This window comes from Actinomadura macrotermitis (assembly GCF_009604375.1).
GTDB lineage: Bacteria > Actinomycetota > Actinomycetes > Streptosporangiales > Streptosporangiaceae > Spirillospora > Spirillospora macrotermitis.
In genome coordinates this window covers 641,720-666,138 of sequence record NZ_WEGH01000005.1, presented here as the reverse complement: position 1 = coordinate 666,138, position 24,419 = coordinate 641,720, and the positions used below count along the sequence as shown (strand labels likewise).

Annotated in this window: 22 protein-coding genes; 10 read left to right on the top strand and 12 right to left on the bottom strand. The window is 73.9% G+C overall.

The window, feature by feature from the left end; translation table 11 throughout:
- The first annotated feature begins 41 nt into the window (after positions 1-41).
- Complete coding sequence (locus ACRB68_RS35875; protein WP_328595205.1) at positions 42-1,388, top strand: ABC1 kinase family protein; 1,347 nt, start codon at positions 42-44, stop codon at positions 1,386-1,388.
- A gap of 19 nt (positions 1,389-1,407) precedes the next feature.
- Here the strand turns inward: ACRB68_RS35875 and ACRB68_RS35870 are convergent, their stop codons facing one another.
- Genes ACRB68_RS35870 through ACRB68_RS35855 form a run of 4 tightly spaced genes read right to left on the bottom strand, consistent with a single transcriptional unit; the run spans position 1,408 to position 5,234 of the window.
- Positions 1,408-2,070, bottom strand: a complete 663-nt coding sequence (locus tag ACRB68_RS35870; RefSeq protein ID WP_153540477.1) for a response regulator transcription factor — start codon at positions 2,068-2,070, stop codon at positions 1,408-1,410.
- Complete coding sequence (locus ACRB68_RS35865) at positions 2,070-3,209, bottom strand: sensor histidine kinase (protein ID WP_153540475.1); 1,140 nt, start codon at positions 3,207-3,209, stop codon at positions 2,070-2,072. Before ACRB68_RS35865 ends, ACRB68_RS35870 begins: the two co-directional genes overlap by 1 nt.
- Positions 3,206-4,774 (bottom strand): carboxylesterase/lipase family protein, encoded by a 1,569-nt coding sequence (locus tag ACRB68_RS35860; RefSeq protein WP_207709940.1) that lies wholly within the window; start codon positions 4,772-4,774, stop codon positions 3,206-3,208. Before ACRB68_RS35860 ends, ACRB68_RS35865 begins: the two co-directional genes overlap by 4 nt.
- Positions 4,775-4,820: 46 nt before the next feature.
- Positions 4,821-5,234: a hypothetical protein gene (locus ACRB68_RS35855; RefSeq protein WP_153540471.1), complete on the bottom strand. Its 414-nt coding sequence runs from the start codon at positions 5,232-5,234 to the stop codon at positions 4,821-4,823.
- Positions 5,235-5,380: 146 nt separating this feature from the next.
- Between ACRB68_RS35855 and ACRB68_RS35850 the strand changes: the two genes are divergently transcribed.
- Positions 5,381-5,974, top strand: a complete 594-nt coding sequence (locus ACRB68_RS35850; protein ID WP_153540469.1) for a TetR/AcrR family transcriptional regulator — start codon at positions 5,381-5,383, stop codon at positions 5,972-5,974.
- Positions 5,971-6,813: an alpha/beta fold hydrolase gene (locus tag ACRB68_RS35845; protein WP_153540467.1), complete on the top strand. Its 843-nt coding sequence runs from the start codon at positions 5,971-5,973 to the stop codon at positions 6,811-6,813. Before ACRB68_RS35850 ends, ACRB68_RS35845 begins: the two co-directional genes overlap by 4 nt.
- A 2-nt stretch (positions 6,814-6,815) precedes the next feature.
- Here ACRB68_RS35845 and ACRB68_RS35840 read toward each other — a convergent pair whose 3' ends face one another.
- Together ACRB68_RS35840 and ACRB68_RS35835 are read right to left on the bottom strand one after the other, a co-directional pair.
- Entirely contained in the window at positions 6,816-7,664 is an 849-nt protein-coding gene (locus ACRB68_RS35840; protein ID WP_153540465.1) for a siderophore-interacting protein, read from the bottom strand.
- Between the two features lie 35 nt (positions 7,665-7,699).
- On the bottom strand, positions 7,700-8,839 hold the full coding sequence (locus ACRB68_RS35835) for a serine hydrolase domain-containing protein (protein ID WP_153540463.1): 1,140 nt from the start codon (positions 8,837-8,839) through the stop codon (positions 7,700-7,702).
- Between the two features lie 224 nt (positions 8,840-9,063).
- On the opposite strand from ACRB68_RS35835, the gene ACRB68_RS35830 reads away from it, so the two are divergent.
- From ACRB68_RS35830 to narI, 4 genes are read left to right on the top strand one after another with little or no spacing between them, the layout of a single operon-like run.
- Complete coding sequence (locus ACRB68_RS35830) at positions 9,064-12,660, top strand: nitrate reductase subunit alpha (protein ID WP_153540461.1); 3,597 nt, start codon at positions 9,064-9,066, stop codon at positions 12,658-12,660.
- A gap of 1 nt (position 12,661) precedes the next feature.
- On the top strand, positions 12,662-14,314 hold the full coding sequence (narH, locus tag ACRB68_RS35825) for a nitrate reductase subunit beta (RefSeq protein WP_153540459.1): 1,653 nt from the start codon (positions 12,662-12,664) through the stop codon (positions 14,312-14,314).
- The gene (gene narJ, locus ACRB68_RS35820; RefSeq protein ID WP_328595204.1) at positions 14,311-14,916 is read left to right on the top strand and encodes a nitrate reductase molybdenum cofactor assembly chaperone; all 606 of its coding nucleotides are present in this window, start codon (positions 14,311-14,313) and stop codon (positions 14,914-14,916) included. Before narH ends, narJ begins: the two co-directional genes overlap by 4 nt.
- Positions 14,913-15,641, top strand: a complete 729-nt coding sequence (narI, locus tag ACRB68_RS35815) for a respiratory nitrate reductase subunit gamma (RefSeq protein WP_153540457.1) — start codon at positions 14,913-14,915, stop codon at positions 15,639-15,641. The genes narJ and narI overlap by 4 nt, the downstream gene beginning before the upstream one ends.
- On the opposite strand, the gene ACRB68_RS35810 is transcribed toward narI, so the two are convergent.
- Positions 15,628-16,560, bottom strand: a complete 933-nt coding sequence (locus tag ACRB68_RS35810; RefSeq protein WP_328595203.1) for a tellurite resistance/C4-dicarboxylate transporter family protein — start codon at positions 16,558-16,560, stop codon at positions 15,628-15,630. The two genes, narI and ACRB68_RS35810, sit on opposite strands and share 14 nt — an antisense overlap.
- A 124-nt stretch (positions 16,561-16,684) precedes the next feature.
- Between ACRB68_RS35810 and ACRB68_RS35805 the strand changes: the two genes are divergently transcribed.
- Both ACRB68_RS35805 and glpK read left to right on the top strand, forming a co-directional pair.
- On the top strand, positions 16,685-17,533 hold the full coding sequence (locus ACRB68_RS35805; RefSeq protein WP_153540455.1) for an MIP/aquaporin family protein: 849 nt from the start codon (positions 16,685-16,687) through the stop codon (positions 17,531-17,533).
- 36 nt (positions 17,534-17,569) lie between these two features.
- Positions 17,570-19,087 carry a glycerol kinase GlpK gene (glpK, locus tag ACRB68_RS35800; RefSeq protein ID WP_153540453.1) on the top strand — a complete coding sequence of 506 codons (1,518 nt, stop codon included), beginning with the start codon at positions 17,570-17,572 and terminating at the stop codon, positions 19,085-19,087.
- Between the two features lie 26 nt (positions 19,088-19,113).
- Here glpK and ACRB68_RS35795 read toward each other — a convergent pair whose 3' ends face one another.
- Positions 19,114-20,088 carry a Gfo/Idh/MocA family protein gene (locus ACRB68_RS35795; protein ID WP_153540451.1) on the bottom strand — a complete coding sequence of 325 codons (975 nt, stop codon included), beginning with the start codon at positions 20,086-20,088 and terminating at the stop codon, positions 19,114-19,116.
- A gap of 26 nt (positions 20,089-20,114) precedes the next feature.
- A complete protein-coding gene (locus tag ACRB68_RS35790; protein WP_207709939.1) occupies positions 20,115-21,527 on the bottom strand; it encodes an MFS transporter in 1,413 nt (470 codons plus the stop codon).
- A 102-nt stretch (positions 21,528-21,629) separates the two neighbouring features.
- Here ACRB68_RS35790 and ACRB68_RS35785 point away from each other — a divergent pair, with 102 nt between their 5' ends.
- The gene (locus ACRB68_RS35785; protein ID WP_328595202.1) at positions 21,630-22,496 is read left to right on the top strand and encodes a helix-turn-helix transcriptional regulator; all 867 of its coding nucleotides are present in this window, start codon (positions 21,630-21,632) and stop codon (positions 22,494-22,496) included.
- Positions 22,497-22,503: 7 nt separating this feature from the next.
- Here the strand turns inward: ACRB68_RS35785 and mgrA are convergent, their stop codons facing one another.
- Genes mgrA through ACRB68_RS35770 form a run of 3 tightly spaced genes read right to left on the bottom strand, consistent with a single transcriptional unit; the run spans position 22,504 to position 24,400 of the window.
- The gene (gene mgrA, locus ACRB68_RS35780) at positions 22,504-23,529 is read right to left on the bottom strand and encodes an L-glyceraldehyde 3-phosphate reductase (protein ID WP_153540448.1); all 1,026 of its coding nucleotides are present in this window, start codon (positions 23,527-23,529) and stop codon (positions 22,504-22,506) included.
- Entirely contained in the window at positions 23,526-23,933 is a 408-nt protein-coding gene (locus tag ACRB68_RS35775; RefSeq protein WP_153540446.1) for a hypothetical protein, read from the bottom strand. The genes mgrA and ACRB68_RS35775 overlap by 4 nt, the downstream gene beginning before the upstream one ends.
- The gene (locus tag ACRB68_RS35770) at positions 23,930-24,400 is read right to left on the bottom strand and encodes a hypothetical protein (protein WP_153540444.1); all 471 of its coding nucleotides are present in this window, start codon (positions 24,398-24,400) and stop codon (positions 23,930-23,932) included. Before ACRB68_RS35770 ends, ACRB68_RS35775 begins: the two co-directional genes overlap by 4 nt.
- Positions 24,401-24,419 lie beyond the last annotated feature (19 nt).

Here is a 24,419-nt window from a genome sequence, read left to right as displayed (position 1 = left end):
GACGCCGCCCACCCCCAGGGCGCAAGGAGGGACGGTCACCCGTGAGCGAGATCCCCCGCCGGGCGGTCACCCGGACGGCCAAGCTGGCCTCGCTGCCCCTCGGCTTCGCCGGCCGCACCGCGCTCGGCCTCGGCAAGCGCACCATCGGCCGGCCCGCCGAGGCCGTCGCGCTGGAGGTCCAGCGGCGCACCGCCGAGCAGCTGTTCGCCGTGCTCGGCGAGCTGAAGGGCGGCGCGATGAAGGTCGGCCAGCTGCTGTCGATCTTCGAGGCGGGGCTGCCGGAGGAGGTGGCCGGGCCGTTCCGGGCCAGCCTCACCCGGCTGCAGGAGGCGGCGCCGCCGCTGCCGGCCGCGACCACCCACCGCGTCCTCGCCGAGGGCCTCGGGCCGGGCTGGCGCAACCTGTTCGCCGAGTTCGACGACAAGCCGGCCGCCGCGGCGTCCATCGGCCAGGTGCACAAGGCCGTCTGGCACGACGGCCGGACCGTCGCGGTCAAGGTGCAGTACCCCGGCGCCCGGCAGGCGCTGATGAGCGACTTCAACCAGATCTCCCGACTCAGCCGGCTGTTCACGCCGCTGTTCCCCGGCATCGAGGTCAAGCCGGTGATCGCCGACCTGAAGCGGCGGCTGGAGAAGGAGCTGGACTACCTCGACGAGGCCCGCGCGCAGACCGCCTTCCACGACGCCTACGCCGATGACCCCGACTTCGTGGTCCCGGCCGTGGTCGCCCAGTCGGGCAACGTGCTGGTCACCGAGTGGCTGGAGGGCACCCCGCTGGCCAAGGTGATCGCCGAGGGGCCGCAGGACCGGCGCGACCGCGCGGGCCTGCTGCTGTTCCGGTTCCTGCTGTCGGGCCCGGCCCGCTGCCAGATGATCCACATCGACCCGCACCCGGGCAACTTCCGGCTGCTGGACGACGGCCGCCTCGGCGTCATGGACTTCGGCGGCGCCGCCCGCGTCCCGGCCGAGCTGCAGTGGGCGATCGGCCGGATGCTGCGCATCGGCACCCTCGGCAGCGGCGAGGCGATGGTCGCGGCGGCCAAGGAGGAGGGGTTCCTCGCGCCCGACGCCGAGGTGGACCCCGAGCAGGTCGCGGCGATCGTCACCCCGCACGCCGTCCCCTTCACCCAGGAGACCTTCAAGTACAGCCGCGAGTGGATGCGCCGCGAGACCCAGCGCGGCATCGGCCTCGCCACCGACCTGCGGCCCGGCGGCCTGGCCCGCCAGCTGCGGCTGCCGCCGCAGTACCTGGCGGTCAGCCGGGCGCTGTCGGGCTGCGGCGGGGTGCTCTGCCAGCTGGAGGCCGAGGGGCCGTTCCGCGCCGAGGCCGAGCGGTGGCTGCCCGGCTTCGCCGGCGGCGAGGACCCGGGCGCGGCCGAGACCGCCTGACCGCCCCGCGGCGAGGCGCTCACTCGGCGTCGTGGGCGAGCAGGGCGATCTGGACGCGATTGTTCAAGTCGAGCTTGCGCATGATGCGTGACACGTACGTCTTGACGGTGGTGACGCTCATGTACAGCTCGGCGGCGGCCTCGGCGTTGGACAGGCCGCGGCCGACGGCCTCGGCCACCCGGCGTTCGCTGCCGGTGAGGCGGGCCAGCCGGGCGCGGGCGGTGGTGCGGGCGGTCGTGCGATCCTGCTGGTCGTGGCCGGTGACGTGGGTGATGAGCCTGCGGGTGACCGACGGGGAGAGCATGGGCTCGCCGGCGGCCACCCGGCGGATCGCCGTCACGATCTCGGCGGGCGGGGTGTCCTTGAGCAGGAATCCGCCGGCGCCCGCGCGCAGGGCGCGCAGCACGTGCTCGTCGGTGTCGAAGGTGGTCAAGACGATGACCTGGGGGGCGCCGGCGGCGGCGCGCAGCAGGCGGGTCGCGGTCAGGCCGTCGGTCCCCGGCATCCGGATGTCCATGAGGACGACGTCGGCGCCGGTGGTGCGCACCGCCGCGGGCACCGCGGCGCCGTCGGCGGCCTCGCCGGCGATCTCGATCCCCTGGGCGCCGCCGAGCATGGTGGCCAGGCCCGCCCGCACCAGCCATTCGTCGTCGACCAGCAGCACCCTGATCGGTTCCGGCATCACGCCTCCCAGGGCAGCCACGCGCGCAGCAGATGGGCGCCCGCCACCGGGCCGTGCTCCAGCCGCCCGCCGGCCAGCGTGGCGCGCTCGGACAGCCCGGTCAGGCCGGTGCCGGTCCCCGGGATCGCCGGGCGCCCGCGATCGGGACCGGGCAGCGGCTGGCGGACCTGGACCTCCAGCCCGTGCCCGGCCCCGCCCCGCACGGTGACGGTGACCGGCATGCCCGGCGCGTGCTTGCGCGCGTTCGTCAGCCCCTCCTGGACGACCCGGTAGGCGGTGCGCCCGGCCAGGGTGGGCACCATCGCCATGTTCCCGACGTCCAGCTCCAAGGCGACCTGTGCGCCCGCGCGCCGGGACTCCTCGACGAGCCCGGCCACGCCGGCGAGCGAGGGCGGCGGGGCGTCCCCGCCGTCGGCCGGGTCCTCGCGCAGCAGCCCGATGACCTCGCGCAGGTCGACGAGCATCTGGTGGACGCCGCTGCGGATCACCCCGGCGGCGCGCGAGATCTCCTCCGGCGAGGCGTCCGGGCGGAACTCCAGCGCGCCGGCGTGCACGCTGAGCAAGGACATGCGGTGGGCGAGCACGTCGTGCATCTCGCGAGCGATCCGCACCCGTTCCAGCCGCCTGGCCTCGGCCTCCCGGAGGTGGCGGTCGCTCTCGGCGCGGCGGGCCCGCTCGGCGAGGGAGGCCAGGAGCTGGCGCCGCGCGCGGACCGCCTGTCCCCAGCCGACCGTCGCGGCGGTCAGCAGGGCGATGATCGCGACGTTCGCCGCGTAGGGCAGCTCGGGAGGGGGACGCAGCGCCACGGCGATCATCCCGGTCAGCACGCCGAGCGCGCCGATCCCCGCCGCCACGGGCCAGGGCCGCCGCACGGCGACCGACAGCGTCGCCACGAACGCCGCGCCGCCGGCCACCAGGGACACGGCCGAGACCGCCGTGACGACCAGTGCCAGCCCGGCCGGCCGGCGGCGGCGCATCACCAGGGCCGGGCAGCAGGCGAGCCCGGCCGCCAGGTCGGCCTTGGCGAGCGTGCCCGCTTCCTGCGCGTAACGAGGCCAGAGGTTCAGCACGCCGATCAGCACCGCGACGGCGATGGCGACGGCGTCGACCACGGGGGCCGGCCACCATGCGATCCTCATGGCCGTGCCGCCCAGAAGCGGCAGTGGTGCCCGGCGGCCAGATCGGTCCGGGAGATCCCGGCGCGCGCTGAGTCCAGCGCCTGGGTGGCCGGGAACCTCGGCCAGCGGGGCAGCCCGGCCCGGTTCGGATCGCCCTGGGCGGCGAACGCGGCCCAATACATGATCATTGATTCGGACAGCTTCCGCTGCGCGGGACCGAGCGGCACGGACGTGCCCGCGATGTCGAAGAACATGGGGAGCTCCGAGCCGTGGAAGGCGCCGGGCGGGTAGCCCTTGGGGAAGACGCCGAGGAAGTCCGGGACGTTCGGCTCGGCGAACTCGAAACTGAAGACGGGCACGTGCCGGGCCAGGAGCCGGTCGGCGGCAAGGGTCGGGCACACCCATCCGACGTCGGTGCCGACCGCGGCCCAGGCCAGCGCGGCCGGGGATCCCGACCGGCCGGAGTACGCCCGGGGCGGATACCGGACGTAGACGCGACGGGCCGTGCGCTCTCCGAAGGACGTCGCCAGCAGAGCCCGGTAACGGGCGTCGTCGATGGGTTTCTCCGCCTCGAAGAGGCTCCCGAACAGCCGGTGTTCGTCCCGGGTGTTGCCCTGCAGCACCGGGACCCGTTGGAAGGCGCCGGTCCGCAGTGCCTTGACCGGGTCGGTGGGCAGCGCCCGGGTCCCGAACGCCGGCGTGACGAACCGGCCGTTCAACGCCAGGAGCTTCCCGGTGTCCGTCCGGCGCAGGCATGCCGGTCCGTCCGGTCCCGTGCAACCCAGCTTCGCCGCCGCCGCGGCGCCTCGGGCCTGCACGGCCGTTCGGGGTGCCCAATAGGAGATGGCGTCGAGCCCGGGGGCCATCATGTTCTTGGGCCAGCTCTGCAGGCAGGACCCGCTCTGGATGATCGCGCGGTGGAAGAGTCCGGCCGCCGGAGGCGAGACCAGTTGGGCGCAGACGCTCGCCCCGCCCGAGGACTCTCCCATCAGCGTGACGTTACCCGGATCGCCGCCGAACGCCTGCGCGTTGGCCCGTACCCAGCGCAACGCGGCCTGCTGGTCGGCCAGCGCGTAGGTGCCCGACCCGGCCATCCGGGGATGGCCGAAGAACCCGAACACGCCGAGCCGGGAGTTGACGGTGACCACCACGACGCCGCCCGTGGCGGCCATGCGGCGGGCGTCGAAGTCGCTGCCCGAGCCCGAACTGAAGGCTCCGCCGTGCAGGTACACCACGACCGGCCGGCGCTCGGAACGGTTCCCGCGGGGAGCGGTGACGTTGAGGTAGAGGCAGTCCTCGGAGGAATGAGCCGCGACGCCACCGGTCTCGTCCAGTTGCGCGCATGCCGGTCCGGGCTTGCTCGCGTCCCGTACCGCCGTCCAGGGGCGGGGACGGACCGGCGGGCGCCAGCGCCTGGACCCGGTCGGCGGCTGAGCGTAGGGAATGCCCTGATAAAGCTCCGTGTGTCCCGTCGCGACTCCGCGCACCGGACCCAGATCGGTGCGCGCCACCGGGTCCGCCCCGCCCGTCGTGACCGACGCGCCGACCGCCGGGACGCTCAGGCAGCACGTCACCAGGGCCGTCACGGCCCATACCGGCCCGGCCGTTCGCCGCCTTCGCCCCAGGACCGGCTCACCCATCGCCCGACACCAGCCAGGTCTTCAGCAGGCGGGCCCACTTGCGGTTGGCGGTGGTCTCCAGGAACGTCCTGTGATCCACCATCAGGTAGATCTCGCCGGCCGTGGCCGTCTCCACGATGAGAGGCCTGCCCGAGTTCAGCAGCCCGCCGACGAACCGTCCGTACAGGCCGGTGTACTCATTGGCCACCGATCTCACCTCCTCCGGCCGCAGCACGAGATCGGCCCCGCCATGCCAGCCGCCGATCACGAGGCGGTCGGGATGGAGCTCCAGCCGTCCGGTCCGCGGGAACAGCACCCGCTGGTCCACCCCCGCGGCGATGCGGTGACCTCGCCTGCGCCCGGCGAGCTCCTCAGCCGGGGAACCGGCGTACGAGCCCGTCGCAAGGGGAATCTTCGATTCGCTCACCAGCCCAGCCTCCCGCCATGCCCGGTACGCCCACAGCCTCCGAAAGAAGGCGATGCGATCGACTTTGGTCGGCCGGAAGCCGGTGAAGCGCGTTGCGTTCCTAGGGGTCCTAGGCTATAACTAGGGGCCCTAGGAATGGAGGGCGTATGGTGCGGGCCGGGCTGACGGCCGAGCGGGTGACGGTCGCGGGTGCCGAGCTGGCGGACGAGATCGGGCTCGATCAGGTGACCATGGCGCGGGTGGCGCGGCGGCTGGGCGTGAAGGACGCGAGCCTGTACGGCCACGTCCGGAACCTGGAGGACCTGCGCGGGCGGATCGCGCTGCTGGCGGCGGACGAGAAGACCACCGCCATCGCGGAGGCGACCGCCGGGCTGGCGCGCAAGGACGCGCTGGTGGCGTACGCGAACGCCTGGCGCCGGTACGCCCGCGAGCATCCGGGCCGCTACACCGCGACCCAGGTCCCGAGCCGGATCGACCCGGAGCTGGCCGCGAAGGCGACCGGCCCGCGGCGCGCGGTCGAGCTGACCTACGGCATGCTGCGCGGCTACGGGCTGGCCGAACCCGACCTGACCGACGCGGTCCGGCTGCTGCGCAGCACCTTCCACGGATACGTGTCCCTGGAGGCCGCGGACGGGTTCGGTGCCGACCGCTCGCCGCAGCACTCCTGGGAGCGCGCCCTGGACGCCCTGCACGTCCTGCTGGAGAACTGGCCGCCGGCCCCCGAAGGAGACCCCCGATGACCACCATGACCGCGGGCGGCCTGCCCGTCGACGGCGCGACCCTGCACTACCAGGTGCGCGGCCAAGGACCGCTCCTGCTGCTGATCCCCGGCGGCACCGGCGGCGCGGCCGCCTTCGACGAGATCGCCGATGGCCTGGCCGCCGAGTACACCGTCGCGACCTACGACCCGCGCGGTCTCGGCCGCAGCACGCTGGACGACCCCGAGGCCGAGCAGCACGTGGCCGAGCACGCCGGCGACGCGCTGCGGCTGCTGGACCTGCTGTCGCCGGACCGGCCCGCCCGGGTCTTCGGCACCAGCTCGGGCGCGATCGCCGCCCTGCACCTGCTCACCGCCCGTCCCGAGCGCGTCGCGCGCCTGGTGGCGCACGAACCGCCGGTCGTGGAGGTCCTGCCGGACGCCGCCGAGCACCGCGCGCTCATCGCGCGCGTGCGGGAGACGTTCCGCACGCAGGGGCTCATGCCGGCGATGGCGGTGTTCGCCGCCGGCCTGAAGAAGGACGGCGACGCCGCCGAGCCGAAAACCGAGCCCGAGCTGAGGCTTCCCCCGCAGGCGGCGGCGCGGGCCGAGCAGACGATGGCCGGCCTGCCCTACTTCGTCGGGCGCATCGTGCCGAGCTTCATGTCCTACGCGCCCGACGTCCGGCGGCTGGGGGAGCTGACGGACCGGCTCGTGCTCGCCTGCGGCGAGGACTCGCGCGGCGAGCTGCCCTACCGCCCGGCCGCCTTGCTGGCCGAGCGGTTCGGCACGCCGCTCCTGCACTTCCCCGGCGGGCACACCGGCCTGACCACGCACCCCGCCGAGTTCGGCGAGCGCCTGGCCGAGGCCCTGCGCGCCTGAGATCAGGTGGCGAGGGCGGCCTGCTCCTCGGCCTCGACCTCGCGGTTCCAGTCGCGCTTGGAGGACTGCCAGCCGTCCTCGTCGCGGCCGAGGCGCCAGTAGCCCGAGATCGACAGCTGCTCCAGCGGCAGCCCGCGCTCGATCCGCAGGTGGCGGCGGAGCTCCTTGACGAACCCGGCCTCGCCGTGCACGAACGCCTGCACGGTGCCGCCGGGGAAGTCCAGGCCGCGCACGGCGGCGACGAGGGCCTCGCCGACCGGGCGGCCGCCGCGGTGCAGCCACACGATCTCGGGCTTGCCGGGGGAGGTGAGGACCTGCTCCTCGGCCGGGCCCTCGACCTCGACGAACACCCGCGCGGGCGCGCCCTCGGGCAGGCGCTCCAGCGACGCGGCGATGGCCGGCAGGGCGCTCTCGTCCCCGGCCAGCAGGTGCCAGCCGGCGCCGGCGTCCGGCGCGTAGCCGCCGCCGGGGCCGAGGAACATGATCTCGTCGCCGGGCTCGGCGCGGGCGGCCCACGGGCCGGCGAGGCCCTTGTCCCCGTGGTGCACGAAGTCCAGGGTGAGCTCGCCGGCCGCGGCGTCGAAGGCCCGCACGGTGTAGGTGCGGGTGACCGGCCACTGGTCGCGGGGCAGCGCGGCGCGGATCGCGCCCATGTCGAACGGCTCGGGGTAGGCGACGCCCGGCTTGGGGAACAGCAGCTTCACGTAGTGGTCGGTGAAGGCGCCCGCGCCGAACCCGGCGAGGCCGGGGCCGCCGAGGACGACCCGGATCATGTGCGGGGTGACGCGCTCGGTGCGCAGCACCACGCCCTTGGTGGCCTGGGGTCCCTGGCGGGCCGGTTCCGTCGCCATGCGTCCTCCGATGCGGAAAGGGGTGTTAGGTAACCCTAACCCGCTTTGCCGGGCGGCTGTTCCCGGGTGCGCGCGACCTCGGCGGCGACGGCGCGGAAGGCGGTGTCGGTCTCCTCCTCGCCGACCAGCGTGGCCAGCGTGGACTTGACGATGACCACGCCGGTGCGCGGCGAGACGAAGATGTGCTGCCCGGCCAGGCCGTTGGCCTCGTAGTCGCCGTCCTCGCCGAGCCACCACTGCAGCCCGTACCCCTTGTTGAACGGCGCCGACGGCCTGGTCGACTCGGTCACCCACGAGCGCGGCACGACCTGGCGGCCGTTGGCGACGCCGCCGCGCAGGTACAGCAGCCCGAAGCGGGCGAAGTCGCGGTCGGTGGCGTAGTAGCAGCAGTACCCGAGGCTGTTGCCGTTGGAGTCGTTGCCGAGGTAGGCGCGCGACTCCATCCCGGCGGGCTGCCACAGCCGCTCGGCGACGTAGCGGTGGTAGGGCACGCCGGTCGCGCGGGCGATCACCCAGGACAGCACGAAGGAGTTCATCGAGGTGTACTCGAACCGGCTGCCGGGCTCCCAGCCGCGCTTGGCCTCCGCCGCGAAGCGGGTGATCGGCACGCCGAGGCTGGCGGCGACGTGCACCGGCGGGATGCTGGTCGGCTCGTTCCACTCGATGCCCGACGACATGCGCAGCAGGTCGCGCAGCGACACCCCGTCGTAGCCCGAGCCGCGCAGCTCGGGCACGTACTTGGTGACGGTGTCGTCGATGGAGGAGATCTTGCCGTCGCCGAGCGCGATGCCGAACGCGGCCGAGGTGAAGGACTTGGCCATCGACCACGACTGGAAGAGGGTGTCGCGGGCGGCGAAGGAGTAGCGCTCGAACACCACGTCCTGGCCGTCCAGCACGACGAAGCCCTGCGTGCCGGTGCGCGCGAGGTAGTCGTCCAGTGTGTGCTTCTGCCCCTTGTAGGTGTAGCTCACCTTGAGCGAGCGGAGGGCGGTGCGCAGCTTGACCGGGTCGGACGAGGGCGGCAGCGGGTCGAACCCGGTCGAGCGCTCGGTCGTGGACTGCCGCGGGGCGGACGGCGTCGGCGGCGGGGTCGGCGCGGCGTGGGCGGGGGGCGAGCCTGGCGCCAGGACCAGCACCGTGAGGGCGGTGCCGGTGGCGAGGGCGGTGCGGCGCATCGCATCTCCGAGGGGTGGAAGGACACGGGGTGATGGGGGTCGCACAGATGGTCAGCCCTCGAGGGCCACCGCGTATATGGAGACAAGTACCGAATCTGCGGGGCTTGTCTGTGATCAGGCACAGGGAGCGGCCGGCGCGCCCCCCGGGAGAAGACCACCCTGCGTGGCGGCTTACCTGCGCACCGTGCTGGGAAAGGTCACGAACGTGATCTTCGGGGGGTGTGATGAGCGACGCGCTGCTGCGCACGGGCCGGTTCTTCTCCAGGGCGGAGACCTCGCCGGACCTGCGCGCCCGCTATCTGAAGGGCGGCCGTGAGGGCGACGCCTTCTACCGGGACCGGTGGGCGCACGACAAGGTGGTGCGGTCGACGCACGGGGTGAACTGCACCGGGTCGTGCTCGTGGAAGGTGTACGTCAAGGACGGCATCATCACCTGGGAGGCCCAGGAGACCGACTACCCGTCGGTGGGGCCGGACCGTCCCGAGTACGAGCCGCGGGGCTGCCCGCGCGGTGCGGCGTTCTCCTGGTACACCTACTCGCCGACCCGCGTCCGCCACCCCTACATACGCGGCGTGCTGCTGCGGATGTACCGGGAGGCGCGCGAGCGGCTCGGCGACCCGGTCGCGGCGTGGGCCGAGATCACCGCCGACCCGGAGCAGCGGCGGCGCTACCAGTCCGCGCGGGGCAGGGGCGGCCTGGTGCGGGCGTCCTGGGACGAGGCGGTCGAGATGATCGCCGCCGCGCACGTGCACACCATCGCCGAGTACGGCCCGGACCGGATCGCGGGGTTCTCGCCGATCCCGGCGATGTCGATGGTGTCGCACGCGGCCGGGTCCCGGTTCGTGTCGCTGCTCGGCGGCGCGATGCTGTCGTTCTACGACTGGTACGCCGACCTGCCGGTGGCCGCGCCGCAGGTGTTCGGCGACCAGACCGACGTGCCCGAGTCGGCCGACTGGTGGGACGCGGCCTACCTGATCCTGTGGGGCTCCAACGTCCCGGTCACCCGCACCCCCGACGCGCACTGGATGGCCGAGGCCCGCTACCGGGGCCAGAAGGTCGTGGTGATGTCGCCGGACTACTCCGACGCCACCAAGTTCGCCGACGAGTGGGTCGCCCCGCACCCGGGCACCGACGGCGCGCTCGGCATGGCGATGGGGCACGTGATCCTCAAGGAGTGCTTCGCCGACCGGCGGGTGCCGTACTTCACCGACTACGTCAAGCGCCACACCGACCTGCCGTTCCTGGTCACCCTGGAGGAGCGCGACGGCGCCCGCGTCCCGGGCCGCTTCCTCACCGCCGCCGACCTCGGCGAGCCGGGGGAGGAGGCGGCGTGGAAGACGGTGCTGCTGGACGCCGCGACCGGCGCGCCCGCCGTGCCGAACGGCTCCCTCGGCTTCCGCTGGGGCGAGGCGGGCAAGGGGCGCTGGAACCTGCTGCTGGAGGGCGTCGACCCGCTGCTCAGCGTGCACGGCGATGGCGCGGGGACCGCCGAGGTGCTGCTGCCGCGCTTCGACGCGCCGGACGGCGCCGCCGGGGTCGTCCGGCGCGGGGTGCCGGTCCGCCGGGTCGGCGGGCACGAGGTCACCACCGTCCACGACCTGATGCTCGCCCAGTACGGCGTGGCCCGCCCGGGGCTGCCGGGCGACTGGCCGGCCTCCTACGACGACGCCGCCGCGCCCGGCACCCCGGCCTGGCAGGAGGAGATCACCTCGGTGCCGGCGGCGACCGCGGTCCGCATCGCCCGCGAGTTCGCCGCGACGGCGGAGAAGTCCGGCGGCCGCTGCATGATCATCATGGGTGCGGGCGCCAACCACTGGTTCCACTCCGACACCATCTACCGCACGTTCCTGTCGCTGCTGATGCTGACCGGCTGCCAGGGCGTGAACGGCGGCGGCTGGGCGCACTACGTCGGGCAGGAGAAGGTCCGCCCGTTCACCGGCTGGGCGCAGCTGGCGTTCGGCCTGGACTGGACCCGGCCCGCCCGGCAGATCCCGGCGACCGCGTACTGGTACCTGCACACCGGCCAGTGGCGCTACGACGGGTACCGCGCGGACGCGCTCGCCTCGCCGCTCGGCCAGGGGCTGTTCGGCGGCCGGCACACCGCCGACCTGGTCGCCGAGTCCGCCCGGCTCGGCTGGACGCCGTTCGCGCCGTTCTTCGACCGCAACCCGCTCGACCTCGCCGACGAGGCCGGGGACCGCGACCCGGGCGAGTTCGTCGCGGCCCGGCTGCGCGACGGGACGCTGAGGCACGCCGCCGCCGACCCCGACGCGCCGCGCAACTGGCCGCGCGTCCTCACCGTCTGGCGCGCCAACCTGCTCGGCTCCTCGGCCAAGGGCGACGAGTACTTCCTGCGGCACCTGCTCGGCACCGGCGACAACCTGCAGGCCGCCGAGACCCCGCCGGACCGCCGGCCCCGCGACGTGGCCTGGCGGGACGAGGCGCCGCGCGGCAAGCTCGACCTGCTGCTGTCGCTGGACTTCCGGATGACGTCCACGACGCTGATGTCGGACGTCGTGCTGCCCGCCGCGACCTGGTACGAGAAGCACGACCTGTCCTCGACCGACATGCACCCGTTCGTGCACGCCTTCAACCCGGCGGTCGACCCGCCCTGGGAGGCGCGCAGCGACCTGGACGCCTTCCAGGCCATCGCGCGGAAGTTCAGCGAGCTGGCCGCCGGGCGCCTCGGCGTCCGCCGGGACCTGGTCGCCTCCCCGCTGCAGCACGACACGCCGGGGGAGTGCGGCGCCCCCTACGGCGCCGCGGGCGGGACGGGCCCGGTGTTCGCCGTCGTCGAGCGCGACTACACCGCCGTCGGCGCCCGGATGGCCGAGCTCGGCCCGAAGGCGGCCGCCGCCGGGCTTCCGGTCAAGGGCGTCACGTTCACGCCGGACAAGGAGATGGACTGGCTGCGCGCCCGCTCGGGCACCGGCCCGGCGGGCGGCCCGCGCCTCGACACCGCCGCGCAGTGGTGCGAAACGATCCTGGCGCTGTCGGGCACCAGCAACGGCCGGCTCGCCGCGCAGGGGTTCGCCCAGCTCGCCGAGCGCACCGGCGTGTCCTACGACGAGCTCGCCGAGGGCGGCGCCGAGCGGCGCATCACCTTCGCCGACACCCAGGCCCGGCCGACGGCGGTCGGGCCGTCGCCGGAATGGTCGGGCATCGAGGCCCCCGACCGCCGCTACTCGCCGTTCACCATCAACGTCGAGCGGCACAAGCCCTGGCACACCCTGACCGGCCGGATGCACTTCTTCCTCGACCACGCATGGATCGCCGAGCTCGGCGAGCAGCTGCCGGTGTTCCGGCCGCCGCTGAACATGCACGCCCTGTTCGGCGAGCCCCGGCCCGGCACCGGGGACGGGGCCGGGCTCACCGTCCGCTACCTCACCCCGCACTCCAAGTGGTCGATCCACTCGGAGTACCAGGACAACCTGTTCATGCTCACGCTGTCGCGCGGCGGCCCGACGGTGTGGATCAGCGCCGCCGACGCCGGGCGCATCGGCGTCGCCGACAACGACTGGGTGGAGATGGCCAACCGCAACGGCGTCGTGGACGCCCGCGCGGTCGTCTCGCACCGGATGCCCGCGGGCACCGTCTACTACCACCACGCCCAGGAGCGGGTCATCGACATGCCGAAGACCGAGCGCACCGGCCGGCGCGGCGGCATCCACAACTCGCTGACCCGGCTGCTGGTCAAGCCGACGCACCTGATCGGCGGGTACGCCCAGCTGTCGTACGCCTTCAACTACCTGGGCCCGACCGGCAACCAGCGCGACGAGGTCACCGTGATCCGCCGCCGCTCCCAGGAGGTGACCTACTGACATGAAGGTCATGGCGCAGCTCGCGATGGTGATGAACCTGGACAAGTGCATCGGGTGCCACACCTGCTCGGTCACCTGCAAGCAGGCGTGGACGAACCGCTCGGGCGTGGAGTACGTGTGGTTCAACAACGTCGAGACCCGGCCCGGACAGGGCTACCCGCGCCGCTACGAGGACCAGGAGCAGTGGCAGGGCGGCTGGACCCTGGACCGCAAGGGACGGCTGAAACCGCGCTCGGGCGGGCGGGCCCGCAGGCTGCTCGGCATCTTCTCCAACCCGCTGCTGCCGTCGATCGGCGACTACTACGAGCCCTGGACCTACGACTACGAGACGCTCACCAGCGCGCCGCTGTCGGACGACTTCCCGGTGGCGCGCCCCTACTCGCTCATCACCGGCGAGCCCACGAAGGTGGAGTGGAGCGCCAACTGGGACGACGACCTCGGCGGCGGCCCCGAGCTGGCGCGGCACGACCCGGTCGTGGAGAAGATCTCCGCGTCGATCCGGCTGGACTACGAGCGCGCGTTCATGTTCTACCTGCCGCGGATCTGCGAGCACTGCCTGAACCCCACCTGCATGGCCGCCTGCCCGTCCGGCGCGATCTACAAGCGGGCCGAGGACGGCATCGTGCTGGTCGACCAGGACCAGTGCCGGGGCTGGCGCATGTGCGTGACCGGCTGCCCGTACAAGAAGATCTACTTCAACCACAAGACCGGCAAGGCCGAGAAGTGCACGTTCTGCTACCCGCGCGTCGAGGTCGGCATCCCGACGGTGTGCTCGGAGACCTGCGTCGGGCGGCTTCGCTACATCGGCGTCCTGCTCTACGACGCCGACCGGGTCACCGAGGCCGCCGAGACCGAGGACGACACCGCCCTGTACGAGGCGCAGCTCGGCCTGTTCCTGGACCCCGCCGACCCCGGGGTGGCCGAGGCGGCGCGCCGCGACGGGGTGCCCGAGCCGTGGCTGGAGGCGGCGCGCCGCTCCCCGGTGCACGCGCTGATCAGCCGGTTCAAGGTGGCGCTGCCGCTGCACCCGGAGTACCGCACGATGCCGATGGTCTGGTACGTCCCGCCGCTGTCGCCGGTGGTGGAGGCGCTGCGCGACACCGGCCACGACGGCGAGGACGCGGGCAACCTGTTCGGCGCCATCGACACCCTGCGCATCCCGGTGGAGTACCTGGCCGAGCTGTTCACCGCGGGCGACCCGGAGCCCGTCACGGCCGCGCTGCGGCGGCTCGCGGCGATGCGGTCCTACATGCGCGACACCGCGCTCGGCGACCCGCCCGACGAGGCCAAGGCCGCCGTCGCCGGCATGACCGGCCGCGACGTCGAGGACATGTACCGGCTGCTCGCCCTCGCCAAGTACGACGAGCGCTACGTCATCCCGACGCAGGCGCGGGCCGAGGCGGCGGCGCTGGAGGAGACGGCCTGCCCCGTCGGGTACGGGGAGGGCGGCGAGGCGGGCCCGTTCGGCGAGGGCTCGGGCCGTCCCGCGCCCGCGTCGGTGGAGAGCTTCCACGCGCTGCGCGAGCGGCAGACCAGCGGCGCGCTGCTGGACCCCGCCGACCGCAGGGAACGCGTCAACCTCCTGAACTGGGACGGCAAGGGCCGCCCCGCCGGGATGTTCCCGGGGGCGGGGAAGAAGAAGGAGAAGTCGTGAGCCCCGTGGTGATGAGCCCTGTGGTGTGGCAGGCCGCGTCCCTGCTGCTCGGCTACCCCGACGAGGAGCTGTACGGGCGGCGCGCGATGCTGCGCGAGGCCGTCGCGGGGGAGGAGCGGCTGACGGCGTTCCTGGACCACATGGACGCCGTGCCGCTGGACGACCTCGCCGCCCACTACGTCGAGACCTTCGACCTGCGCCGCCGCTGCTGCCTCTACCTGACCTACTACCGCGACGGCGACACCCGGCGGCGCGGCGGGTCGCTGGCCGCGCTGAAGGGCCGCTACCGCGCGGCGGGCGCCGAGCTCGGCACCCGCGAACTGCCCGACTTCCTGCCGGTCGTGCTGGAGTTCGCCGCGCTGCACGGCGGCGCGGACCTGCTCACCGAGCACCGCGCCGGGCTGGAGCTGCTGCGGCTGGCGCTGGAGGACCGGGGGACGCCCTACGCGCTGCCGGTGCAGGCCGTCTGCGCGACGCTGCCCGGCCCGTCGCCGCGCGACCGCGCCGAGGCGCTGCGGCTCGCCGCCGCCGGCCCGCCCGCCGAGCACGTCGGCCTGGAGCCCTTCGCGCTGGAACCCATCACCCGGGGAGCGACCCGATGAACCTGCTGCTGTGGGTGGCCCTGCCGTATGTGGCGGTGGCATCCCTGATCGCCGGGACCGTCTGGCGGTACCGCTACGACCGGTTCGGGTGGACGACCCGATCCTCGGAGCTGTACGAGAGACGGCTGCTGCGCGTCGCCAGCCCGCTGTTCCACTACGGGCTCATCTTCGTGATCCTCGGGCACGTCATCGGCCTGCTGATCCCCGAAGGCTGGACGAAGGCGGCCGGCGTGTCCGAATCGGCCTACCACGCGGGGTCGCTGATCGGCGGCACCGTCGCCGGGGTCGCCGCGGCGGCCGGACTGGCGATGCTGATCTACCGCCGCCGCGCGACCGGCCCGGTGTTCTCGGCCACCACCCGCAACGACAAGCTCATGTACCTGCTGCTCGGCGGGTCGCTGCTGCTCGGCCTCGCGGTGACCGTCGTCGAGAACGGCCTGCTCGGCCCCTACGACTACCGGAGGACGGTCGCCCCGTGGTTCCGCGACATCTTCCTGCTGCGCCCCGACCCGGACCTGATGACCGGCATCCCGGTCCTCTACAAGCTCCACGTGCTGCTCGGCCTGGTGCTGACCGCCCTGTTCCCCTTCACCCGCCTGATCCACGCGTTCGCCGCGCCGTGGCGGTACGCGTTCCGGCCCTACATCGTCTACCGGAGCCGGGACGGCGCGGGGCTCGCCACCCGCGACCCCGCGCGCGGCTGGGAACCGCTCACCCGCCGCTGAACCGGTGCCGGACGGCCCCGGCGGCGACCACCGCCCACACGATGACGGCGGGCCAGAGCAGCACCCGGCCCGCGGTGACCAGCGCGCCGGCGTGCGCGACCGTGCCGGTGGTGATCGTCGCGACGGCCGTCATGCCGAGCGGGAACACCGTCGACCAGCGCCGCAGGTCGTAGTGCGGGCGCGGCCAGCGGATCTCGCAGCACACCAGCACCGCGTACCAGGCGAGCGCGACCGCCAGCAGCGCCAGGGCCGCCGCGCGCAGCACGCCCTGGCCGGAGGTGGCCGCGGCCGTCAGCTTGGCGGCGGCGAGCGCGGAGATGGCCACCGCGCCGCCCGCCACCCAGTGGTCTCCGGCGCCGGTGCGCAACTGCCCGAAGTCGAACTGCGCGAGCACCGCGCAGTACAGCACCAGACCGAGGACGAACAAGGCGATGGCAGGCCACAGAAGCAGCCGGGCCGGGAGCGACACCGCAAGCGTCCCGGCCAGCACGACCAGGGACTGGGTGGACACGCACACCAGGTACGCCGCGCCCGGCACCCGGCCGTGCAGGCGCCGCACCACGCGGGGCAGCAGCACCGCCCAGAGCACGGCCGAGCCGCCGAGCAGCACGGCCGCGGCGGCGTCCCAGCCGAGCAGCGACAGCCGCACGCCGAGCACGCAGGTGCCCGCGACGCCGGTGAGCGCGGCGGGCGTCGCCGCGTCGTCCGCCCAGCCCCGCCGGTCGCGGGCGAGCCGGCGGGCGAAGCCCGCGCCGAGCGCGGCCCACAGCGCGGCCGCGACGGCCAGCAGCGCGACCGAGGGCCACCCGGCGCCCGCCAGGTGCAGCCCGACCGAGACGATGCCGGTGGCCATCACCTCGGCGCCCGCCGCCGGTGGGGCCTCCCGGGTGCGCCCGCGCGCCGCCGTCCTCGCTGTCACGACGGGGTCATCCCCGCCGGAAGTCGCCGCCGATGTTCACTTTCAGCCCTCTTGACCGTTTCATAGCAATTACTTACTTTCACGGCAGAGATGTCGCACGTCACCCCGCCCTCAAGGAGGAGGCATGGCGGCACGACCGAGCACATCGCGGCCCGCCCGCGGACCGGCCGGCGGCCTGGCCCGCGAGCTGGCCGCCGAGTTCGCCGGCACCCTGATCCTCATCCTGTTCGGCGTCGGCGTCGTCGCGCAGGTCGCCGCCGGCGGCATCGGGGACCACGACAGCATCGCCTGGGCCTGGGGGATCGGCGTGATCCTCGGGGTCTACGTGTCGGCCGCGGTGAGCGGCGGCCACATCAACCCGGCGGTGACGTTCGCGCTCGCGGTCTTCCAGGGCTTCCCCTGGCGCAAGGTCGCCCCGTACTGCCTCGCGCAGACCGCCGGCGCCTTCATCGCCGCGCTGATCGTCCGCTGGAACTACACCGAGGTCCTGGCCAAGGCCGATCCCGGCCACACCATCAAGACCCAGGGGGTGTTCTCCACCCTGCCGGGCAACGGCACGCTGCCCGTCGGCACCTGGGGCGCGCTGCGCGACCAGGTCATCGGCACCGCGATCCTGCTGTTCGTCGTGCTCGCCGTCACCGACCGGCGCAACCGGCCGCCGCTGGCCAACCTCGGCCCCGTCGTCATCGGCCTGCTGGTGGTGGCGATCGGCATGGCCTGGGGCACCGACGCCGGCTACGCCATCAACCCCGCCCGCGACTTCGGGCCGCGGCTCGCCCAGTTCCTCACCGGCTACCGGAGCGCCTGGCGCGACCAGCACGGCGACCTGTACTTCTGGGTGCCGATCATCGGGCCGCTGATCGGCGCCGTCCTCGGCGCGGGGCTGTACACCCTCCTCATCGGCCGTACGCTCCCCGAGGCGGGTGAACCCGAGCTCACCGGACCCGAACCCGAGTACGACGTGGCACCCTGACCGGGCCGTCCCCTGCGAGCAGAAAGCGAGAGCCCGATGGCCGACTTCGTCGGAGCGCTGGACCAGGGCACCACCAGCACCCGATTCATGATCTTCGACCACGGCGGCAACGAGATCGCCCGGCACCAGCTGGAGCACGAGCAGATCCTGCCGCGGGCCGGCTGGGTCGAGCACAACCCCGCCGAGATCTGGGAGCGCACCCGCGCGGTGGTGGAGAGCGCCCTCACCAAGGCCAACCTCACCAGCGGCGACCTGGCCGCGCTCGGCATCACCAACCAGCGCGAGACGACCGTGGTGTGGAACCGGCGCACCGGCCGCCCCTACCACAACGCGATCGTCTGGCAGGACACCCGCACCGACCGGATCGCCTCCGCGCTGGAGCGCGAGGGCAAGGGCGACACGATCCGGCACCGCGCCGGGCTGCCGCCCGCCACCTACTTCTCCGGCGGCAAGATCCAGTGGATCCTGGAGAACGTCGACGGGGTCCGCGAGGCCGCCGAGAACGGCGAGGCGGTCTTCGGCAACATCGACACCTGGGTGCTGTGGAACCTCACCGGCGGCACCGACGGCGGCGTGCACGTCACCGACCCGACCAACGCCAGCCGCACCATGCTGATGGACCTGGAGACGCTGGACTGGGACGAGGAGCTGCTGTCGTTCTTCGGCATCCCGCGGGCGATGTTGCCCGAGATCCGGCCGTCGTCGGCGCCCGACCCCTACGGCGTCACCCGCGCGTCCGGGCCGCTGCGCGGCGAGATCCCGCTGACCGGCATCCTCGGCGACCAGCAGGCCGCCACCGTCGGGCAGGTGTGCTTCGCGCCGGGCGAGGCCAAGAACACCTACGGCACCGGCAACTTCCTGCTGCTGAACACCGGCATCGAGCTGGTGCGCTCCAAGGCGGGGATGCTCACCACCGTGTGCTACAGCTTCGGCGGGCAGGACCCGGTGTACGCGCTGGAGGGCTCGATCGCGGTGACCGGGTCGGCGGTGCAGTGGCTGCGCGACCAGCTCGGCATCATCTCCGGCGCGGCGCAGAGCGAGGCGCTGGCCGCGCAGGTGGAGGACAACGGCGGCGTCTACTTCGTGCCGGCCTTCTCCGGCCTGTTCGCCCCCTACTGGCGCAGCGACGCGCGCGGCGCCATCGTCGGGCTGTCGCGCTACAACACCAACGCGCACCTGGCCCGCGCCACCCTGGAGGCGATCTGCTACCAGTCCCGCGACGTGGTGGAGGCGATGCGCGAGGACTCCGGCGTCGCGCTGGACGTGCTGAAGGTCGACGGCGGCGTCACCGCCAACGAGCTGTGCATGCAGCTGCAGGCCGACATCCTCGGCGTGCCGGTCTCGCGGCCGGTGGTGGCCGAGACCACCGCGCTCGGCGCCGCCTACGCCGCGGGCCTCGCCGTCGGGTTCTGGAACGACACCGACGAGCTGCGCCGCAACTGGAACGAGGACCGGCGCTGGGAGCCGGCCTGGGACGAGGACCGGCGCGCCGAGGGCTACGCCGGGTGGCGCAAGGCCGTCGAGCGCACCTACGGCTGGGTCGACGTGGACTGACCGCCGGCGTCCGCCGCCGTCCGGGCTCAGCTCCGGGCGGCGGCCTCCCGGACCCGCTCGATGACGCGCATGATCTCCACCGACTCCGCCAGCGGCATCAGCGGCGACTCGGTGAGGCCCGCGCGCAGGCAGCGCGCGACCTCCTCGGCCTGCGGGCCGTAGCCGTGCCCGGCGAGCCGGCCGGTGACGGTCTCCGGCTCGGCGCCCTGCCGGACCAGCAGGAACGACCCGGGCCGGTAGAACGGGCCGGCGACCTCGATCCGGCCCGCCGTCCCGACGACGGTGGCGGTGTGCGGCGAGTCGCCCATCAGCCCGCAGTGCAGCAGCGCGATGGCGCCGCTGTCGTAGCCGAGGAGCATGCCGGTGTTGGCGTCCACGCCGGTCGGCGCCGGAGTGATCGTCGCCTGGACGGTGTCCGGGGCGCCGAGCAGTGGCCAGGTGAACGACAACGCATAGCAGCCGAGGTCCAGCAGCGCGCCGCCGCCGAGCTCGGGCGCCCACAGGCGGCTCGCCGGGTCGTAGGGGGCGGGGATGGAGAAGTCGGCGCGCACCGACGTCACCTCGCCGATCGCGCCGTCGCGGACCAGCCCGTACACCTGCCGGATCAGCGGGTTGCAGCGCGTCCACATCGCCTCCATGGCGAACAGGCCGCGCTCGCGCGCCAGGTCTGCGAGGGCCTCGGCGTCGGCCGCCGAGGTGGTGAACGGCTTCTCCACCAGCACCGCCCGCCCCGCCTCCAGGCAGCGGCGCGCCGGCTCGTAGTGCATGGGGTGCGGCGTCGCCACGTAGACGACGTCGATCTCGTCGTCGTCCGCGAGCGCGGCGTAGGAGCCGTAGGCGCGGGGGACGCCGTGGCGTCCGGCGAACGCCTCGGCGGTCCCCTGCGCGCGCGAGCCGACGGCGCGGACCTCGTGACCGGGAAGGGCGAGCAGGTCCTCGGTGAAGACGGCGGCGATCCCGCCGGTACCGAGCACGCCCCAGCGGATCGGACGATCGATCATGACGCCGATGCTAGCCGGGGCGGCGGTCACGCCGCGCGGCGGCGGACGGCCAGGAGCGTCGCGGCCGAGGCGACCAGCGCCGTCGCGGCGAGCGCCCAGCCGGTGCCGTACTCGGCGTGGCGGGTCGAGCCGCCGCCCTCGGCCAGCACCAGGAACAGGGTGCCGATCGTGGCGACCCCGGCGACCTGGCCGAGCTGCATCACGGTGAGCAGCAGGCCGCTGCCGTCGGCGGCGTCCTCGGCCGGGACGTTCGCCAGCGCCACCGTCATCGCGATCGGCAGCACGCCGAGACCGGCCCCGATCACCGCCGTCACGGTCTCGTAGAGCACGCCGCCGTCGGCGACCGGCCCGATGACCAGGTAGCCGGACGCGGCGACCGCGAACCCGGCCGGGACCAGCCGCCGGTGCCAGCGCGCGGGCAGCCGCTGCCAGTTCAGCCCGACCAGCGCGAACGCGGCGACGCACGGCACGAACATCAGCCCCGACCCGAGCGGGCCGAACCGCAGGTCGCCCTGCAGGTGCAGGGTGGTGGTGAACAGGAACGCCGACCAGGTGCACGGGCCGAGCAGCAGCCCGGCCGCCGCGGCGGCGACACCCGGCGCGCGCAGCACCCGCGGCGACAGGAGCGGCCTGCCGCCGCCGCGCGCCACCCGGCGCTCCACCACCACGAACGCCGCGAACAGCACGACACTCGCCGCGAGCGACGCCCAGCCCCACGCCGGCCACCCGAGCTCGTGCCCGAGGACCAGCGGGACCACGAACAGCAGCACCGCGGGCGTCAGCGTGAGCACTCCCGGCAGGTCCAGGCCGCCGCCGGTCCGCCGCTCGCCGCGCGGCAGCACCCGCGGCCCGGCGGCGAGCAGCACCAGCCCGATCGGCACGTTCACCAGGAACACCGTGCGCCAGCCCGCGCCGAACAGGTCGGCGCTCACCAGCAGGCCGCCGGCGACCTGGCCGGCCACGACGCCGCCCGCGATCACCGACGAGTAGACCCCGAGCGCGCGGACCCGCGCGGGCCCGGTGAAGTGGTGCTGGATCAGGCTCATCACCTGCGGCGTCATCAGCGCGGCCCCGGCGCCCTGCACCAGCCGGAAGCCGATCAGGGAGCCGCTGCCGGGCGCCAGGCCGCAGGCGAGCGAGGCGGCGGTGAAGACCGCGAGGCCGAGCAGGAACATCCGGCGGTGCCCGGCCAGGTCGCCGAGGCGCGCGCCGGTGACGAGCAGCACGGCGTAGGAGATGATGTACCCGGCGATGACCAGCTGCAGGCCGGCGCCGGAGGCGTGCAGGTCGGTGCGCAGGGTCGGCAGGGCGACGTTGACGATGCTGACGTCCAGGATGGCCATGAACTGCCCGAGCAGGATGACCGCGAGCAGCGTGGTGCCCCGCGGCCGGGGGGCGGGTGTCTCCCGCACCTTCGGCAGATCGGTTGTCTGTGTCATGGTCATCAGCGTGGGGCCGTTCCGGTACCGGTAACGAGAGCCTGCCGATACGGGTACCGACAGCACCTGGATCGGGTCGCGGCCACCGGGCAGACTGGACGGGTGACGATCAGCGATGTCCGGCCCCGCCGCCGGTCCGACCTGGCGGCCTTCCTGCGCAGCCGCCGCGAGCGCATCACCCCCGACGACGTCGGCATGCCGCCGGGCCCGCGCCGGCGCACCCCGGGGCTGCGCCGCGAGGAGGTCGCGCAGCTCGCCGGGGTCGGCGTCACCTGGTACACCTGGCTGGAGCAGGGCCGCCCGATCAACGCCAGCCCGCAGGTGCTGGACGCGGTGGCGCGCACGCTGCGGCTGGACGCCGCCGAGCGCGGCCACCTGTACCGGCTGGCCGAGGTGCCCGAGGCCGCACCGGTCCCCGGGGGCGAGCCGCTGCCGCCCGACATCCAGCAGATCCTGGACGGCCTGGACCCGCTGCCGGCGGCGGTCGCCAACGGCCGCTGCGACGTCCTGGCCTGGAACTCCGCCTACGCGGCGGTCTTCCCGCACCTGGTGGCCGCCCCGCCCGGCGAGCGCAACACCATGTGGAAGGTGTTCACGCTGCCCGACTGCTGCAACCCGATCGTGAACATGGAGGAAGAGGCGCCCCTGCACATCGCGACGTTCCGGCACCGCTACAGCCGGCACCTGAACGAGCCCGCCTGGCGGGACCTGGTGCGGCGGCTGGAGCAGGCGAGCCCGCTGTTCGCACGGCTGTGGGCCAGGCAGGACGTCGCCCTGACCGCCGTGCGGCTGAAGGTGTTCCGGCACGCGGCGGTCGGTGAGATCCGCACCCGCGCGAACGCCTTCGACGTGGCGGGCACGCCCGATGCCCGGATGGTCGTCTACGCCCCGGTGGAGCAGATCGACCGCGACCGCGTCGCCTGGTTGATGGAGCACCCGGACGCGGCCGCGACCGACCACCGGCACTGAGGCCGGCTCAGCCGGCGCTGGAGTCCGCCCAGATGTTGATCCCGGCCTCGACGGCGTCCCGGTCGATCGCGGCCAGCTCGTCACCGGTCAGCGGCGGCCCGTCCAGCGCCGCCACGTTGTCCTCCAGCTGCGCGACGCTGCTGGCGCCGATCAGCACCGAGGTGACGCGCGGGTCGCGCAGCGCCCACGCCAGCGCGAGCTGCGCCAGCGACTGCCCCCGGGCCGCCGCGATCTCGTTCAGCGCCCGCACGTGCCCGAGCGTCTCATCGGTCAGCAGGTCGGGGGAGAGCGACTTGCCCTGGCCGGCCCGGGACCCCTCGGGGATGCCACCGAGGTACTTGTCGGTCAGCATGCCCTGCGCCAGCGGCGAGAAGGCGATGCAACCGGCGCCCACCTCCTCCAGGGTGTCCAGCAGGCCGCCCTCGATCCACCGGTTCAGCATCGAGTACGACGGCTGGTGGATGAGCAGCGGCGTCCCCATCTCGCGCAGGATGGCGGCGGCCTCGGCCGTCCGCTCGGGCGAGTACGACGAGATGCCCGCGTACAGCGCCTTCCCCGACCGAACGGCGTGGTCCAGTGCGCCCATCGTCTCTTCCAGCGGCGTCTCCGGATCGAACCGGTGGCTGTAGAAGATGTCGACGTACTCCACGCCCATCCGCTTCAGCGACTGGTCGAGGCTGGCGAGCAGGTACTTGCGCGACCCCCATTCACCGTAGGGGCCGGGCCACATGTCGTAGCCCGCCTTGGTCGACAGCACGATCTCGTCCCGGTACGGCGCGAAGTCCTCCCGGAACAGCCGCCCGAAATTGGTCTCGGCGGAGCCGTAGGGCGGCCCGTAGTTGTTGGCGAGGTCGAAGTGGGTGATGCCGAGGTCGAACGCCCGGCGCAGGATGGCCCGCTGCGTGTCCAGGGGCCGGTCGTCCCCGAAGTTGTGCCAGAGCCCGAGCGACACGGCGGGCAGCTTCAGCCCGCTGCGCCCGCACCGGCGGTACTGGATCCGGTCGTAACGGTCCGTCGCGGCGACATAGGTCATGCCCGCAATCCTGCCAAACCCCGCCGCCCGCCCACCCAGGAGGCGACGGCGAGCCCGAGGAGCGCCGCCACGGCGACGTCGGTCAGCAGCAGCCAGGGCTTCCAGGACAGCATGCAGCCGCCGTGCGCGCCGCACGCGAGGGCCGGTGACCAGGCCAGCACGGCCGCCAGTGCGGCGGCGGGCGGCAGGACGGCGAGCAGCCGGGCACGCCAGGTGGTGTGCCAGGCCCCGGCGGCGGCCCCGGCCAGCGCGATCACCGTGACGGCGGGCAGGTGCCCGGCCATCGGCAGGTCACCGCCCCAGGTGAGCGAGGGGAGGCGGTCCGCCGCCTCGGCGCCCCAGGTGAGCACGGCCAGGTAGGCGGCCCAGGAGAGGACGATCGGCAGCGCCGCGCGGGGGCTCACGGCGCCCCCTCCGGGACCTCGTCGCGGATCAGCCAGCGGCCCTCGTGCGGGACGAGCGCGAACCGGGCGGCCAGTTTGCCGTCCTCGCCCGTGTACAAGTGGCGCTGCCGCATCGTGTAGGTCGCCACGACGGAGACGCAGGGCCTGGGCAGCTCGGCGCAGAATCCCCGGTAGGTGTCGCGCGCGGCCTTGACGTCGCGGACCTCGATCCAGTTCACGAACGGCGAGTCGGGCAAGCGGGTCAGTTCCTCCTCAGGGGAGAAACCCGGCGCCCAAAGCCGCACGGCGGCATCCAGGTCGCGGACCTTGACGGCCTGGTAGTAGGCGAGGACGGTCGCCTCGGGCGCGGCCCCGGCGGGCGGCGTGGCCGCGTGCCGGGGCTGGGCCGCCCACCGCCAGGTCCCGGTGGCCGCGGCCACCACCAAAAGGACCGCGAGGGCGGCGCGTGAACGGGTGTCGGTGAGCATCGTCCTGCCAGATCGGGGG